Raw genomic sequence first — 17,841 nt, forward strand, 5'->3', positions numbered from 1 at the left:
AGAGGGAGAAACAGTATCGGTAGTTCAAATAAGTGAGAAATCAATATTTGTATATGTAAATTCTAAAGAAGATTCAGAAAAGATTTTAAACAGTTCTATCTGGAAAAAGGTTCCCGCAGTTGAGCAGGGAAAGCTTTATATATACGGTCAGTTTGATGATGAATTTGTAATGGAAGATCCATATTCTTTAGAGCTTCAACTTGAGACTATAGTAGATGTTCTTTTAAAAAATAAATAGCAATATATGAAAATAGGTTCTCTTATGTATATTTAAATACTGAGGGAACCTATTTTTAATATGTAAGAAATACAATATTAGAATTATAGCTTTTTATATTGACTTCTTAGTAGTAGGTTGATAGAATGAAATAGAAAAAACAAGAGTGATAATCATTATCATATAAGGGGTGTACTTATGTTAAAAAAGAGATCAAGTAAGTTGTTAATTGTTTTAACTATTATCCTTTCTTTATTTATTACTGCCTGCAGTGGAAAAAATGAAGAAAAAGTTTCACAGGAAAGTAAAGAAAGTAAAACTAAAATTATAAAAACAGTAGATGGAGATATAGAAATACCAGCAGAGCCAAAGAGAGTAGTAGTACACGGATACTTACCTACTGTATTGGCATTGGGTGTAAATCCAGTAGGTGCTACTAAGCAAGATACTAAGAATATACACATAAAGGATATGGTTTCTGGAATTGAAAGTATAGGAGAGGGCTTAGGAGGACAAGTATCTCCTGAAGCAATTTTAAGCTTGAAACCTGATTTAATTATTACATTAGGATTTGGTGACGACAAGGAGAAACATGATAATATTTCAAAAATTGCTCCAACTATTACAATTCCATTTGATACTTATAAGAATGTTCACGAGGAAATGAAGGCATTCGGAGAAATACTTGGTAAGGAGAAAGAAGCTGAAGAGTGGCTTAAAGAATATGATAAAAGAGTTAACGTTGCTAAAGAAAAAGTTAAATCAGTAATTGATGAGAAAGAAACAGTTTCAATACTCGGAGCTTTCAATAAATCTTGTTATGTATACGGTAATGGTGGATATAGAGGTGGACAGGCTATTTATAGAAATCTCGAATTAACACCACCACAAGTTATACAAAAAGAATTAATAGATGCTGGTGAAACTTTTAAGCAAATATCCCTTGAAGTAATGAAAGACTATTCTGGGGACTATGTATTTTTTATTGATGAATCAGGAGAAGGGGCTTTTGATAAAAATAGTCAAGTTTGGCAATCTCTCGATGTCGTAAAAAATGACAAAGTACTTTATATGGAACCAGACTTTTTCTGGCCTTATGATCCAATAGCTGTAATCAATCAAACTGAAAAGGTTGCAGACATGCTAGTTGAAAAGAATAAGAGTAAATAAGATTAAATGTTATGTTTTGTACAAAAAACATTCCTATTTGTCCATTGACTAAGATGTAAATATGAGCCTATAATAACATTTGAAGAAATATAATGATAATCAATATCATAGACATCTTAATAAATGGAGGGATTAATGAATGCTTAAGCGATTTTTTTCATACTACAAACCTTATAAAAGCTTATTCATACTGGATTTTTCATGTGCTATTATCGCTGCATTATTAGAGCTTACATTTCCATTAGCTCTTAATAAGGTAGTTGATGATTTACTACCTGGTCAAGATTGGAGCTTAATTTTATGGGGTTGCATGGGTTTACTTGGGATATATATGTTTAGCTCTATCTTACACTATGTAGTCACATATTGGGGACATAAGCTAGGAATCAATATTGAAGGGGATATGAGAAAGAAACTTTTTACTCATGTACAAAAGTTATCTTTTAGTTTCTTTGATAATAAGAAAACTGGTCATTTAGTATCTAGAATGACTAATGATTTAATGGATATAGGTGAAATTGCACATCATGGTCCAGAAGAATTGTTTATTGCAGTTATGACACTAGTAGGAGCTTTTGGATTAATGATCTCTATAAACTGGAGGCTAGCACTACTTACCTTTATCACAATTCCTTTCTTAATATACCTGTCAATATACTTTAGTCGTAAAATGACAAGGGCATTTGATCGTATGTATACTGATATTGCTGATTTTAACGCTAGAGTAGAAAATAATGTAAGTGGTATACGTGTTGTAAAGGCTTTTGCTAACGAAAAATATGAAATAGATAAGTACAATGTAAATAATGAACGCTTTCGTCAAACAAAATTAGACTCTTATAAAATCATGGCTTGGAACTCTTCTATTAGTTATGTTCTTATGAAATTTGTAACCTTATTTGTTTTAGTATGTGGAACTTGGTTCGTAATTAGAGAAGATATGACATATGGAGAGTTCATGGCATTTGTGCTACTGTCAAATGTATTCTTACAACCTATTAAACAAATTAACTCTGTCATTGAAATGTATCCAAAGGGAATAGCTGGATTTAAAAGATATATAGATCTTTTAGAAACATCTCCAGATATAGAAGATTCTGAGGATGCTATTCATGTTGATAATTTAAAAGGAAATATAGAATATAGTCAAGTTGACTTTGGATATGAGGGTGGACATAAGATACTTAAAAATATAGATTTAACTATCAATGCAGGAGAAACCATTGCTTTAGTTGGACCTTCTGGAGCTGGAAAGACAACTTTATGTAGTTTACTTCCACGTTTTTATGAAGTTGAATCGGGAGCAATTACCATAGATGGTATAGATATAAGAAAAATGACATTAGAGTCTTTACGTAGTCATATAGGGATCGTTCAACAAGATGTATTTTTATTTAATGGAACTATTAGAGAAAATATAGTTTATGGAAAGTTAGATGCTACAGAGGACGAAATCTGGCAAGCTTTGAGAAGAGCACAACTTGAGGAATTAATACAATCACAACCGGAAGGATTAGATACTGTTATTGGAGAGCGTGGAGTAAAATTGTCTGGAGGACAAAAACAGAGACTTTCTATAGCTAGAATGTTTCTTAAAAATCCATCTATACTTATTTTAGATGAGGCTACCTCAGCATTAGATACAGAAACTGAAGCAGCAATTCAAAAAGCACTTGAAGAATTGTCTCATGGAAGAACAACACTAATTATTGCACATAGATTAGCAACTATAAAAAATGCAGATCGAATAGTTGTAGTAACTGAAGAAGGAATTATAGAAGAAGGTAACCACAATGATCTTCTAGATAGAGATGGTGTATATAGTAATCTTTATAAAGCACAATTTGGATTTTAAATATTGTAGTATTAAGGAAGGTATTTATGATGGTAGAAACAAAAACAGATGAGATTGAAGTGAATGATAAATTAAATATCAGGAGTCGTCCATTGTTAGCATCGTTTATTATAGTCGGTGGAATAGTTGCTTTAGTATTAGGAATAGCATTATCGGTATCATTTGGAGCTGCAAATATTAAAGTATCTACTGTATGGGAAGCTATATTTAACTTTAATCCTAATCTGACGGAACATATAATTATACAAGATCTTAGATTACCTAGGGTACTAGGGGGTGCTATAGTAGGTGCTTGCTTTGCTATATCAGGGGCTATAATGCAAGGAATGACACGAAATCCTCTAGCTGACTCTGGAATAATGGGATTAAACTCTGGAGCTGGGTTTGCATTAGCTGTTTGTTTTGCATTCTTTCCAGGAACTCCATACTTGCACTTAATCCTATATTCGTTTTTAGGTGCAGGGATGGGAGCAGCTATTGTTTTTGGAGTAGGTTCACTTTCCAAAAATGGACTAACACCAGTAAGGTTAGTATTAGCTGGTGCTGCTGTAAGTACCCTGTTAAGTGCATTCAGTCAGGGTATAGCTATTTACTTTGATATTGGACAGGATTTAGCATTTTGGACAGCTGGAGGAGTAGCTGGTACTACTTGGATACAACTTAAGATAATAGCTCCTTGGGTGGCTATCGCAATAGCTGGAGCTATTATTCTATCACCTTCAATAACTCTTTTAAGTTTAGGTGATGAAGTTGCCAAAGGTCTTGGACTACAAACCAAATTAGTAAAAATAATAGCCACAATTATTGTTCTTATGTTAGCAGGTGTAGCAGTATCAGTTGTTGGTGCAGTAGGATTTGTAGGGTTAATTATTCCTCATCTTACTAGATATTTAGTAGGAGTTGATTATCGATATATTATTCCATGCTCTGGAGTACTCGGAAGTCTATTAGTAGTACTAGCAGACCTTGTTGGAAGAGGAATTAATCCTCCATATGAAACGCCTATAGGAGCTATTATTTCACTTATAGGAGTACCCTTTTTCCTATATCTAGCACGAAAGGAAAGGAGGGAATTATAATTGAATATTGCGGATATTTCTTTAAAAGAAAAAAGAAAAGAATAAGAGGTATTACTATACTTAGTATACTTACTGTTCTAATAATAATAACACTTATTATAAGCATGAATACAGGATATATTAGACTAGCTCCTTTAGATGTACTAAGAACTTTATTTGGAAATGGGAATGATAAAGAAAACTTAATTCTCTTTGAATTTAGACTACCGCGTATTGTAATATCTGTCATGGTTGGAGCAGGACTTGCTTTATCAGGATGTATTATGCAGGGTATATCTAAAAATGCTTTGGCTGATCCGGGTATTTTAGGAATTAATTCTGGTGCAGGATTAATGGTAGTAATATTTGTTTCATTTTTTTCAACTAACTCGATTTCTTCTATTTTTTTACTACCATTCTTAGCCTTATTAGGTGCGGGATTAACAGCTATATTAATTTATGCGTTAGCTTATAAAAGACATCAAGGATTGTTACCAACACGACTTTTATTAACAGGAATAGCTGTTCAAGCTGGAATAAGCGCAGCAATGATTGTTCTTACCCTTCGTTTAAATCCAGAGAAATATAAGTTTGTAGCTGTTTGGCTAGCAGGAAACATTTGGGGGTCTAATTGGAAGTTTGTACTTGCTCTATTACCTTGGCTACTAGTATTTATTCCATATACACTTTATAAAGGAAAAACTCTTGATGCACTTAGTATGGGAGACCAAATTGCAACGGGTCTTGGTGTTCCTGTTGAAAAAGAAAGAAGAGCTTTACTAGCAAGTGCAGTTGCATTAGCAGGTTCTTGTGTTGCTGTAAGTGGAGGAATAAGCTTCGTAGGATTAATAGGTCCTCACTTAGCTAGACGACTTGTAGGTCCAAAACATGCATATTTGCTTCCTGCATCTGCGCTCATAGGATCATTACTACTTATTGTATCTGATACTTTGGCACGTTGGATTTTACAGCCATCAGAAATACCGACAGGTATAGTTGTAGCAGTGGTTGGAGCACCATATTTCCTATATTTACTAGCTAAGACAAGAGAATAAAGTATTAAAGGGATGAAAACAACTGATAGAGAGGTGATAACATTGTTAGATCGTTTGAGTACAAAGGAACTCGATATAGGGTATGACGGATCGTTAATTGTAAAGCAGCTAAACTTAAAAATACCTACAGGCAAGATAACAGCTTTAGTAGGATCTAATGGTTCTGGAAAATCAACAATATTAAAAACTATGGCAAGAATTATGAATCCTAAGAATGGTAATGTATTATTAGATGGTAAATCTATACACTCACAGTCGACTAAAGAGGTAGCTAAACAGCTAGCAATATTACCACAAAATCCTACTGCACCTAATGGATTGACTGTTTATGAGCTTATTGCCTATGGGCGTTTTCCACATCAAAAAGGGTTTGGATCGTTAACTTCTGAAGATAAAGATATTATTTATTGGGCATTAGAGATGACAGGAATGAAAGAATTTTATGATAGACCAGCAGATCAGCTTTCTGGGGGGCAGAGACAAAGAGCTTGGATTGCTATGGCACTTGCACAGCAGACAGAGATTTTATTTCTAGATGAACCTACTACATTTTTAGATATGGCTCATCAGCTAGAAGTATTAAAGTTATTAGAGAAGTTAAATAAGGAAGAAAAAAGGACCATTATTATGGTGGTTCATGATTTGAATCATGCCGCTAGGTATGCCCACCATATGGTAGCAATCAAAAAAGGAACTGTAATTAGTGAGGGAGAACCAGCAAAAGTTATGACTCAAGAAGTTCTGAGAGAGGTATTTGGTATAGAAGCCGATATAATAATGGATCCAAGAGAAGGTGTACCTTTATGCTTACCTTATGAGCTAGCTCATAGTAACATTGATATAAAGAATAACAAATCTTTAAAAATTGTATAAAAAAGCTGATATAACAACTATTGGTATAGATTATAAATCCAAATACTCTTCTTTTAACGACAGATTAGAAAATGGGAATCTGTTTTAAAAGGAGAGTATTTTTTATGTTTTGTATAAGATGAGTTTGTACAAAAATCGAAATGAGAAAGTACATTGTGTCAGTAAATATCAAATGATATAATTCAAATAAATCAAACGATAATGATAATCCTTATCTAACGATTAATAGGATATCTTGAAGGAGGAATTATATAATGATTAAGTCATTTAGAATTATAATATTAGTATCCGTTATGATTATAGGACTAGTGGGATGTGGGAAACAAGATAAAGAAGATTCACAGAAGTCTCAAAACAACATGACAGGAGAGGAGAAGAGTATAGACAAAGGACAAATAAAAACTAGGACTGTGAGAGATGCTTTTGGTGAAGTTGAGATACCTGTAAAAGCTGAGCGTATAGTAGCACCTTATTTAGAAGACTATCTAGTTGCTTTAGGAAAGGAACCGGTAGTACAGTGGTATACTCAAACTTGGGGTAAACAGGATTATTTAAATCTAGATGTACCTTTATTTGATATAAACGGAGATATAGAAGTATTATTAGATTCTAATCCAGATTTAATTATACTAGAAGGGGAGCCTGATGCGGAGAAATATGAAAAATATTCAAAGATAGCCCCAACTTACTGGTTGCCTAAAGATGTAAATCAAAACATGTCAAAGACTATTCAAACTATAGGAGATATACTAGGAGTACCAGAGAAAGCAAAAGAGGTTCTAAAAAGTTATGAGGAAAAAGCAGCTAAGGCAAAAGAAGAATTAAAAAAGACAGTTGGAAATGAAACGGTAGCTGTTATTCGTGTAAATATAGGGGACAAATCATTAGCTTTATTCAGTTCAGAGAAAGGATTCATAGGATCGACAATGTATAATGATCTTGGTCTAACACCACATCAAATGGTTAAAGACGTGAAAGACTATCACAGTGTACTATCATTAGAAATTATACCACAACTTGATGCAGACCATATTTTTATCTTTCCATCTAACGGAGACTGGTCTTCACCAGAAAATAAAGAGGCAATAAAGAGTGTGGAGGAAGGAAAGCTATGGCAGAACCTACCTGCTGTTAAAAATGGACATGTTTATAAGGTGGATAGATCACATTGGCAAACGACAGCAATTAAAGCAAAGTCAATGCAGATAGATGATGTACTTAAGGAACTTACTAAATAGAATAAAGGGGTTCTTCATGAGATTAATGGAAAGGAAGTCATTCAATTATTATTGAATAGCTTCCTTTTTTGATTTATAATATAAAATGATAATCATTATTAATTGGAGGAAAATAAATGAAGGAAAAAATAGCCACATCTATAGTCAATCCTAGTTTATTTTATAAATTGATTGATATCAAATACTTCACCGAGTGGAACGAAGAGGACAAAATTCCTACAGGCTATAATATATTAATTATTACAAGTGGAAAAGGAGTAGTAAGCATAGATAATATGATATTCAGTCTTGAAAGAGGGGACTGTTTTATTCTTACACCAGACATGACAAATAATATAAAAGAGCAAGCGGATGAACTTTGTTTTTATTTACTCACATTTGATGTAGTGATATCAGAGGAGATTAAATCAAATGATACTGTAGGGAATCTAAAGATTAAACTTCCTTGTGAAGGAAAAGTTGACTGTGCTCCATTTTCTCAATGTATTGATTTAGTAGAGAATATATTCAAAGATTGTTATCGTAAAAATGAAATAGTAGCTTTCAATAATCATGTTCGATTTCAGCAATTATTACTCTATATTTTTCAACATAATGATTCTAGAAAAGAGACAGATATATATGTGCGAGTAAGCGAATCTATTGAATATATAAAACAAAATTTTAAGGATATTTTAACCGTAGATGAATTATCTATAATTTCTGATGTTAATAGAAATAGATATACATCTTTGTTTAAAAAAATAACAGGTCAAGTTCCTCTTAATTATATAAATGAAATTCGAATTAATAGAGCTAAGCGACTATTATTAATGACAGATGATAAACTATTTGATATTGCTCGAAATGTTGGATTTAATGATGAATATTATTTTAGTAGACGATTTAAGCAAACAGTTGGGATTTCTCCTGGTCAATATAGATATAATAATAGGCAAAATATTAGAATATTTGCCCCATATCTTGAAGACTTTCTTTTATCTCTAGGGGTTACACCTATTGCTCAGTGTTTACACTCTAATTGTGGAAAGCAAGATTATCTAGGTTTAAATGATATTCCTGCTTTAGATATTCTCAGGGAGGATCTGAAGCTTTTATCAAATAATAAACCCGACTTTATTATGATTGATGAAGTAATTAAGCATCAGGATAATAACAGATTTAAACAACTTGCACCAACTTATGTCCTATCTCATCCTGGTGAAGATTGGCGCTCTATACTTTATACAGTTGCTGATTTAGTGGGAAAAATACAAAAAGTAGAAGATGTAATAGGTCATTACGAAGAAAAGGTAAGTCTAGCGAGAAGAATTCTTGGTGCATCTGTTAGGGAACAAACGGTAGCATGTTTAAGGATATCTTCAATTGGTGTTGACCTTTATTCTGGTGAGAATCAAGGTTATACTGGACCAATACTATATGGAGACCTAAAGTTAAAACCACATCCACTAGTGCAGCAACTAGCTTTTAAAGAAAGGAGAGTAAGATTAACACCAAAGTTACTTTCTCAACTTAATGCAGATCACCTATTCATTACCTTTGATAAGCATTACAGTCAATCCGAGGGTGATGAAAGAAAAATACTTAATAATCCATTATGGAAGTCACTTTTAGCAGTTAAAAATAACCATGTGTATGAGGTTGATTTTATGACTTGGATGAATTATGGTGTAATATCACATAGTAAGAAAATTGATGATGTTCTTAAAGCATTAGCTTAAAAATCTAAACACTATAGAAGTATCAAATACGATAAATAAGAAATAAAAATATAAAAATAAAGTAAAAAACAGCAATATATTAAAAAACATCATATGAAAAATATTATATATTAGTGATATTGAATATTAATATTATTAATATATGGAGGGAAGCATATGAAGATTTTAGTTACCTATTCAAGTAAAACAGGTAATACAAAAAAAATTGCTGAAGGAATACTAGAAATATTGCCTAAGGATAGCATTATTTTACCTATAGAAGAAAATATAGAACCAGATGAATTCGATATAATATTAATTGGTTTTTGGGTAGATAAAGGTATAGCAGATGCAAAGGCAATGAAATACATTGATAAGATAAAAGGTAAAAAAGTAGGGATTTTCGGAACACTAGGTGCATATCCTGATTCAGAGCATGGTAGGCAATCTATAATAAGAACAAAAGAACTTTTGGAGCCACAAAACGAAGTAATAGCAGAATTTTTATGCCAAGGTAAAGTTGACCCTAAGTTAATAGAAATGTTTGAAAAATTACCTAAAGATCATCCACATGGTATGACAGAAGAAAGAAGAAAAAGACATGAAGATGCAAGTAGTCATCCAGATGAAGATGATATTAAAAAAGCACAAGAAGTATTCAAAAAGATTTTAGTGGATAACTAATAAAGAATAAATTTGAAAATAAAAAGTAATTATATGTAAACCTAGCACTCTTTTAAGAAAATAAATCTTATAAAAAGTATACAATTGTGCTTAAGTAGAACCTGTCAGTTAATGACAGGTTTTATTACTTTATGATATTTTCAAAACTTCATGATATCATCGGTTACATGCAATGAATAATAGTTATAAACTAGTCTTATCTGAAAACATAACAAATTGTAGGTTAATCACAAAAAAATATTTATAGATAAAAAAGTAGTGGTATAACTTGCAAATTTGTATATAATGAAAATAAGCTATAGTAAAATCATCTGATGACTTTATGATTAGCTCATATTATGTTCTTCCAGTAGTGATTCTTCTGTATGTTTTTACTAATACCGTTTAAGAATTCTTAAATTTAGGATATTATATTAGTATTGAATATAAATAAATCTCTAATATAAAAATCTAAATTTAAGGGAGACCAAAATAATGGATCAGATAAAAAGAATTAGAAGGGTTAGTAAAACTACGGCAGTGCAAAAAGCACTAGAAAATATCAGAGAGTATATAAGAAGTATAGAGAGCGAAGTTCTTCCAAATGAAGATGAGCTTTCTCAATATCTAGGAGTAAGCAGGCTTACATTGAGAGAAGCTATAACAGTTTTAGAAAGAGAGGGGGTAGTATCTAGGGTACAGGGTAAAGGAACTTTAATTAATTCTTTTGTAACAAAGCTTGAAAATAGAATAGATTGTGGAAGTGATATAGAAGGTCGTCTTAGACAAAGTGGATATGATGTTAGATTTGAAGTTGATGGACTAGAATTTAGAAAACCTACAAAGATAGAAGAGACTAAGCTTGAAATAGACTCTGAAGATAATATTCTTGTAGTAAAGAAGATACTATATGCGAATGATATGGTTGCAGCAGTTTATATAGATAGAGTACCAGAGAAGCTTTTAAAGACAAAAGACTTTACTGCAGAGGACTTAAGACCTCATATCTTCCCAATTATAGAGAACCTATGTCAGAAATCAATAACTCATGATGTAGTCCAATTATATCCTTGTGGGGCTGACGAATATTTGGCAAAACTATTTGATATTGAGATAAATACACCGATATTAAAGTTCGATGTACTTGAATATACTTCTGATAGTATAGCTTTGATGTATAATACAGAGTTTTACACTGACAAGTTCATAAAGTTTACAATATGTAGAAATGTAGCCTATAAAGAATAAGTTAATAAGTTGTATAGATTAAGACGTATCATGCAAATATAACTAAGTTAGTTTATTTAAGTTATAGGAAAACGTATCTTAAGGAGGAAGGAATATGGAAAAGCAAAGACCTTCGGCAACTCAGTGGATAATTAAAATAGTTATGAATATATTTGGCTTGTTTTTATGTGGACTTGCGATTGTATTAGCTGTAAAATGCGGACTTGGAGCAAATCCTTGGGATGCATTACAAGTGGGAATGACCAACTATCTGCCCATAACTTTAGGGCAGGCTTCTCAAATAATAGCGTTTGTAATTTTAGTATTTAACCTGACTAGAAAAGTAATACCAGGTGTGGGAACAGTTTTGAACGCTTATTTTATAGGTTTCTTTATAGACGTCTCGATGAAGTTTGGAATTGAAACACCTAGTGCAATTCCTTTACAAGCTCTTATGCTACTTGCAAGTCTTGTATTATTCGGATTTGGAATAATAATTGCACTAAAAGCTAGAATAGGAGTAGGATCTAGAGATGGGCTTATGGAGTATCTCATAAATGCAACAAAAGTATCTGTTCAATATATAAGAGCTGCATTAGAAATATTTGCTGTAATAGGAGCTATATTTTTAAAAGGACCTATGGGAATCGGAACAATAATAGCTGCTTTAACACTAGGATATTTCATACAATTGGCAGCTAAGGTACTAAATTATGACTTTGATGTTGAAAAACATTATACATTTAAAGATATGATAGATGATAGAAAAAGAAGGAAAGAACAGAATATTGGCTAATATATAATATTAGTGAGAAGTTCATTATTAGATGATAATATTAAGGGGGTTAAAATTATGACTAAATCACTTTTTATAAAGAATATTAAGACAATAGTTACATGTGATGAGAATGATGCTGTACTAGAAAACGTTAACATTTATATAGAAGATGGTATAATTAAAAACATAAGTAAAGAAGAATTTGATGCTGATGAAGTTATAGATGGTAAGAGTATGATAGCTTATCCTGGACTTGTGAATACTCATCACCATCTATATCAAACATTTACAAGAAATCTTCCACAAGTTCAAAACATGGAGCTATTTGATTGGCTTGTTACATTATATGAAATTTGGAAGGGATTAGATCCTGATGTTATAAGATACAGTTCATTTGTAGGTATGGGGGATTTGCTTAAGAACGGATGTACTACATGCTTTGATCATCATTATGTATTTCCTCAAAATACAAGTGATGAGCTTATAGATACTCAGTTTCAAGCTGCATCAGAACTTGGAATTAGAATGCATGCTTCGAGAGGAAGTATGTCTCTAAGTAAAAAAGATGGTGGTCTTCCGCCGGATTCAGTAGTTCAAGAGTTAGATAAAATATTATATGATTCAGAAAGGCTTGTTAAAAAGTATCATGATAATAGTGAGTTTTCAATGAGACAGGTAGTTTTAGCTCCTTGTTCTCCATTCAGTGTAACTGGAGAACTATTGAAAGAATCTGCCATACTAGCAAGAAAACTTGGTGTTAGACTTCACACTCACTTGGCAGAAACTATTGATGAGGAGGAGTTTACACTAGAAAAGTTTAATATGAGACCTCTTGAGTATATGGAAAGCTTGGGATGGATTGGAGAAGATGTATGGTATGCTCATGGAATACACTTTAATGACAAAGAACTAAGAAGATTAGCTGAAACTAAAACTGGAGTTGCTCATTGTCCTATATCTAACATGAAACTATCTTCAGGTATAGCTAGAATTCCAGAAATGATAGATCTTGACATACCAGTAGGGCTTGCAGTAGATGGAAGTGCAAGTAATGATGGATCAAATTTACTTGAAGAGATAAGAGTTTCATATCTTCTTCACAGATTAAACTCAAGCCGTCAGGCTCCAACAGGATATGATATATTAAAACTTGCTACAAAAGGTGGGGCAAGATTACTTGGAAGAAAAGATATTGGAGAACTTTCAGTAGGAAAAGCAGCAGACTTATTTATGATAGATACTAATAGACTTGAATTTGTAGGAACTCAATATGATCCTAAGTCAGTTCTAGGAACTGTAGGAGTAAAAGGAAGTGTAGACTATACTATAGTTGGAGGAAACATTGTAGTGAAAGATGGAAAACTTATAACTATAGATGAAGAAAAAATAGTACATGAGGCAAATGCCAAAGTCGAAGAACTAATTAAAAAAGCATAAAATAAAACCCGCTTACTAAAATAAGCGGGTTTTATTTTATGTAACTTTATAGTTTCTTTAAAAGACTCATGCTTAATGTAAATACTAGCTCTTAATTTAATTCATTAATATTAACCATTACTTATTTCCTTCTTCTTTTAGGAGTAAAAAGAATACCCCTAAGAGTTGATAATCATTATCAATAGATATAAAGTTAATCATAGAAGGGAGTTGACAAGATGAAAAAAGAATCAAATGTAAGCTATCTTTTATATTTAGCCGGAGGTGAAAAAAGAAATTATTTTTATCAGTTATTCTAAGTGTAATCAGCTCAATCCTAGCTTTCGCACCTTATATTATTATATATAATATGATAATGACTTTATTTGGAGGCAACGTAAACTATAGCGAGGTGTATAGGTTAGCAATAACAGCCGTAGTATTTATTGTACTAAGAATAATATTTTTTGTAGCATCAGGTGCACTATCTCATGTAGCGGCATTTAATATTCTTTATGATATAAGAATGAAAATAATAAAGCATATGGGTAATTTAAATTTAGGTTTCTTTACAAATAAAACTTCAGGGGAACTAAAGAAAGTTATAAATGAAGATATAGAAAAAATGGAAAATTTCTTAGCACATCATATACCAGACATATCATCAGCTGCCATAGCACCTTTTATCATGTTTATATATCTTCTATATTTGAATTATAAGATGGCACTAGTCTTATTAATACCTATAATCATAGGAGTAATTATTCAAAATATAATGTTTAAAAAGTTTGAAGAAAGAATGGATCACTACTATAGTTTACTTGAGAATATGAACTCTACTATAGTTCAGTTTATACAAGGTATATCAGTAATGAAGGCGTTTAACGTATCATCTTTATCGTTTAAAAAATATAGGGAATCTATAGAGTCGTATGCAGATTACTGGAAACAGATAACTGAGGAAAATTCACAATCACACTCAATATTTTTAGCTATTATGGATTCAGGACTATTGTTTACTATACCTTTGGGAGGATATTTTTATCTTAACGGTGGTATAGATTTAGGAACATATTTACTATTTATAGTTATAAGTATGGGTCTCTTTAATTCATTTAAAACGTTACTAGAGTTAGGGTCAAACTTTTCTATGATATTTGAAGGTGTAAAAAGAGTTAGAAATATTCTAGAAATATCTAATCAAGAATCAGGCAAGAGCTCACTATCTAAAAGTGGAAGTTACGATATACAAGTTAAAAATGTTTCGTTTAAATATGAAGATAAAAATGTATTAAGAAATATAAATACTACTCTTAAAAAAGGAACTATAAATGCATTTGTAGGAGCATCGGGTGCAGGAAAAACCACGTTAGCTCAACTTATAGGGAGATTTTGGGATGTAAATGATGGAGAAATATTGATAGACGGTAAGAATATAAAAGATATAAATACAGAAGATTTAATGGATTCTTTAGCATTTGTATTTCAAGATATATTCATGCTAAATGATACCATATATGAAAATATAAGAATGGGTAATGAGAATGTTAATACAGAAGATGTCATAGATGCAGCTAAGAAAGCTCAAATTCATGACTTTATAATGACTTTACCCGATGGATACGACACTAAAATGGGTGAGAATGGTATAAAACTAAGTGGTGGAGAAAAACAGAGAGTATCAATAGCAAGAGCGATACTTAAAGATTCACCTATAGTTATATTTGATGAAGCTACATCTTATGCAGATATAGAAAACGAAAGAAAAATACAAATAGCACTTGAAAATATGTTGAAAAATAAAACAACTATAATGATAGCTCATAGACTCCATACAATAAAGAATGTAGACAAAATAGTTGTATTTAGTGAAGGACAGATGAAAGAAGAAGGTAGTCATGATGAGCTAGTAAGTAAAAATGGGTTATATAAAGAGATGTGGGAAACTTATGTAGAGAGTGAAAAGCTAGCAATAAAAGGGGGTGCTTAAGATGATAAGTACTATAAAGGCTATAATAGGAAAAGATATAAAAAAGCTATATTTACCTATTACTCTTATGTTTTTAGATAGTTTAGGGATGATGACATTTATAGGAGTTCTTTATAAACTACTAATGGATATAAGTAGTGACTCATTTACTATGGATAAACTCAAAATATACACATCTATACTTATAGGGTCATTCATATTTAGATGCATTATGATAAGTGTAGGATATAAATTAAATCATCTTAGAGGCTCAGACATTATAAAAGATATGAGAGTTAGCTTGGGAGATCATATAAGAAGTTTAAATTTAGGTTACTTTAATAAGAATAGTATCGGGAATTTAATGAATATATTGACAGCTGATGTTACCGACTTTGAAAGGATTCTAACACATAGTTTAGGAGATATTATAAAAGCAATTGTACTAATACCTTATATAATCATAATATCTTTCTTTATAGATACTAGAATTGCTTTAGCACAGCTTATAACTATATTAATAGCAGCACCAATCTTAATAGCAAGTGGTAAAATGGCACAAAAATTTGGATTAAGAAAAAGAGCAGTTTTAAGTGATGTAATATCTAGAATAATAGAATATATAAATGGAATAAAAGTATTTAAATCATATAATCAAACAGGAGATAAGTTTAAAAGATTAGAAGATTCGTTTAGGACATTTAAAAAAGAGAGTATAATGATAGAGCTTTCTGTAGCTCCATTTGTATTAGCATTTCAGATACTATCTGACTTCATACTTCCTGTAGTATTACTTACAGGGTCATATATACTTTTGGGTGGAAATATAGATGAAAAAACATTCATAGCTTTTTTAATTATAAGTATTTCATTAACTAATATATTAAAAGGACTATCAGCGCAGTATCCTGAGTACAAAGCATTAAAGCTTGCAGCAGAAAAGATAATAAGCACTTATGATAAAAAGTCACTAGAGTTTAGTAAGGACAAAGTAGACTTTAAAAACTTTGATATAGAATTTAAAGATGTTACATTTGGATACGAAGAAGAAAAAGATATACTGAAAAATATAAGTTTTAAAGTAAAGGAAGGAACAACTACAGCATTAGTAGGACCTTCGGGGTCTGGAAAGACTACTATAACTAGCCTAATCGCTAGATTTTGGGACAATGACAAAGGTGAAATTAAGATTGGAGAAAATAATATATCTAATATAAATCCAGATTATATACTTCAGCATATAAGTGTGGTATTTCAAGATGTATATCTTTTAAATGATACTATATACAACAATATAAAGCTTGGAAGACCGAATGCTAGTTATGAGGAAGTAGTAAAGGCTGCAAAACTTGCTAATTGTCATGAATTTATAGAAAAACTTAAAGGTAAGTACGAAACCATGATAGGAGAAGGAGGATCTACTCTATCAGGAGGAGAAAAGCAAAGAATATCAATAGCAAGAGCAATATTGAAAGATTCTCCTATTATACTCTTAGATGAGGCAACAGCATCTCTTGATGCAGATAATGAGATAGAGATACAAAGATCACTAGAGAAACTAACTGAAGGAAAAACTGTAATAGTAATAGCACATAAGTTAAATACAATAGTAAACTCAGATCAAATAATAGTTCTAAATGATGGGAAAATAGAAGAGATAGGTAATCATGAAGAACTAGTTAAAAATAAAAGACGTTACTATAATATGTATAAAGAGCAAGAAGAGGCTAAGGGATGGGTAGTATAATAACTCAAATATAAAGTTTTAAACAAATTAAAAGACTATTGCCAAAACTCACTTATATAATAGTGTGTTCTAGCAATAGTCAAAATAAAAATATCTACAATTATTTACTTCCAGCTTTTAATGCTTTAGCAATTTCTATAGTACGTTTAGCTTGATGCTTAACAGATGCTTCTACATCTTCTATCATTTTACCATCTTGGCCAACTGTAACACTAGTTCCATAAGGATTACCGCCAGCTTTAAATATAGAATCATCTGTATATCCTGGTGGTACTATTATAGCTCCCCAGTGCATCATGCTCGTATATATTGCATGAATAGTTTGCTCTTGTCCTCCATGAGGATTTTGAGCTGAACTCATTGCAGAAACTACTTTGTTTATAGTTTTTCCTTGAGCCCAGAATCCACCTTGTAAATCTAAGAACTGCTTCATTTGAGATGCTATATTTCCAAAGCGAGTTGGTGATGAAAATATAATAGCATCTGCCCATTCTAAATCCTGTGATGTAGCAACAGGAATATCTTTAGTCATCTCAGTTGTAGCTCTCCAGACTTCATTAGATTGAACAACTGAATCTGGTGCTAATTCTTGTACTTTTAGTAATCTAACTTCTGCACCAACTTCTTTTCCAGCTTCTTCAGCCCACTTTGCTAGCTGATAGTTTGTGCCACCCATACTATAATATATTATAGCTAACTTAATATTATCCATTAAAAAATCTCCTCTCTGGTATTCCAATACTAGTAATTATATGATTAATATACCCAAGGAACATTTTTTTAAAAGTAGAAAAATAATAAATTATAAGTTACAAACTATAATTATCTAATAAAATAATTTAGTATATAGTAGGTACTAAGATGAATTAAATATA

The 17,841-nt window shown here is 31.4% G+C and carries 14 protein-coding genes and 1 pseudogene; 14 read left to right on the forward strand and 1 reads right to left on the reverse strand.

The window, feature by feature from the left end; all coding sequences use genetic code 11:
* The first annotated feature begins 415 nt into the window (after positions 1-415).
* From CURI_RS01980 to CURI_RS02040, 14 genes and pseudogenes are all read left to right on the forward strand, one after another.
* On the forward strand, positions 416-1,387 hold the full coding sequence (locus tag CURI_RS01980; RefSeq protein WP_014966608.1) for an ABC transporter substrate-binding protein: 972 nt from the start codon (positions 416-418) through the stop codon (positions 1,385-1,387).
* Between the two features lie 139 nt (positions 1,388-1,526).
* Positions 1,527-3,242, forward strand: coding sequence for an ABC transporter ATP-binding protein (locus tag CURI_RS01985; protein ID WP_014966609.1), 1,716 nt, complete (start codon positions 1,527-1,529; stop codon positions 3,240-3,242).
* A gap of 26 nt (positions 3,243-3,268) precedes the next feature.
* Complete coding sequence (locus CURI_RS01990) at positions 3,269-4,321, forward strand: FecCD family ABC transporter permease (RefSeq protein ID WP_014966610.1); 1,053 nt, start codon at positions 3,269-3,271, stop codon at positions 4,319-4,321.
* An 86-nt stretch (positions 4,322-4,407) separates the two neighbouring features.
* Positions 4,408-5,355 (forward strand): FecCD family ABC transporter permease, encoded by a 948-nt coding sequence (locus CURI_RS01995; RefSeq protein ID WP_228370469.1) that lies wholly within the window; start codon positions 4,408-4,410, stop codon positions 5,353-5,355.
* 33 nt (positions 5,356-5,388) lie between these two features.
* Positions 5,389-6,228 (forward strand): ABC transporter ATP-binding protein, encoded by an 840-nt coding sequence (locus CURI_RS02000; RefSeq protein ID WP_420805151.1) that lies wholly within the window; start codon positions 5,389-5,391, stop codon positions 6,226-6,228.
* Between the two features lie 254 nt (positions 6,229-6,482).
* Positions 6,483-7,466 (forward strand): ABC transporter substrate-binding protein, encoded by a 984-nt coding sequence (locus tag CURI_RS02005; RefSeq protein ID WP_041701386.1) that lies wholly within the window; start codon positions 6,483-6,485, stop codon positions 7,464-7,466.
* 116 nt (positions 7,467-7,582) lie between these two features.
* On the forward strand, positions 7,583-9,187 hold the full coding sequence (locus CURI_RS02010) for a helix-turn-helix domain-containing protein (protein ID WP_014966614.1): 1,605 nt from the start codon (positions 7,583-7,585) through the stop codon (positions 9,185-9,187).
* Positions 9,188-9,343: 156 nt separating this feature from the next.
* Positions 9,344-9,850, forward strand: coding sequence for a flavodoxin family protein (locus tag CURI_RS02015; RefSeq protein ID WP_014966615.1), 507 nt, complete (start codon positions 9,344-9,346; stop codon positions 9,848-9,850).
* Between the two features lie 474 nt (positions 9,851-10,324).
* On the forward strand, positions 10,325-11,077 hold the full coding sequence (locus CURI_RS02020) for a GntR family transcriptional regulator (protein ID WP_014966616.1): 753 nt from the start codon (positions 10,325-10,327) through the stop codon (positions 11,075-11,077).
* A gap of 94 nt (positions 11,078-11,171) precedes the next feature.
* Complete coding sequence (locus tag CURI_RS02025) at positions 11,172-11,852, forward strand: YczE/YyaS/YitT family protein (RefSeq protein WP_014966617.1); 681 nt, start codon at positions 11,172-11,174, stop codon at positions 11,850-11,852.
* 57 nt (positions 11,853-11,909) lie between these two features.
* Entirely contained in the window at positions 11,910-13,271 is a 1,362-nt protein-coding gene (locus tag CURI_RS02030) for an 8-oxoguanine deaminase (RefSeq protein WP_041701388.1), read from the forward strand.
* A gap of 289 nt (positions 13,272-13,560) precedes the next feature.
* Positions 13,561-14,352 (forward strand): annotated as a pseudogene (locus tag CURI_RS16255) (ABC transporter transmembrane domain-containing protein); the annotation flags it as partial.
* Between the two features lie 48 nt (positions 14,353-14,400).
* Positions 14,401-15,240: an ABC transporter ATP-binding protein gene (locus CURI_RS16260; RefSeq protein ID WP_266353981.1), complete on the forward strand. Its 840-nt coding sequence runs from the start codon at positions 14,401-14,403 to the stop codon at positions 15,238-15,240.
* Between the two features lies 1 nt (position 15,241).
* Complete coding sequence (locus tag CURI_RS02040; RefSeq protein WP_014966620.1) at positions 15,242-16,966, forward strand: ABC transporter ATP-binding protein; 1,725 nt, start codon at positions 15,242-15,244, stop codon at positions 16,964-16,966.
* 100 nt (positions 16,967-17,066) lie between these two features.
* Here the strand turns inward: CURI_RS02040 and wrbA are convergent, their stop codons facing one another.
* Positions 17,067-17,678 (reverse strand): NAD(P)H:quinone oxidoreductase type IV, encoded by a 612-nt coding sequence (gene wrbA / locus CURI_RS02045; RefSeq protein WP_014966621.1) that lies wholly within the window; start codon positions 17,676-17,678, stop codon positions 17,067-17,069.
* Positions 17,679-17,841: the final 163 nt, after the last annotated feature.

The sequence above is a fragment of the Gottschalkia acidurici 9a genome, assembly GCF_000299355.1.
In the GTDB taxonomy this organism is placed as follows: domain Bacteria; phylum Bacillota; class Clostridia; order Tissierellales; family Gottschalkiaceae; genus Gottschalkia; species Gottschalkia acidurici.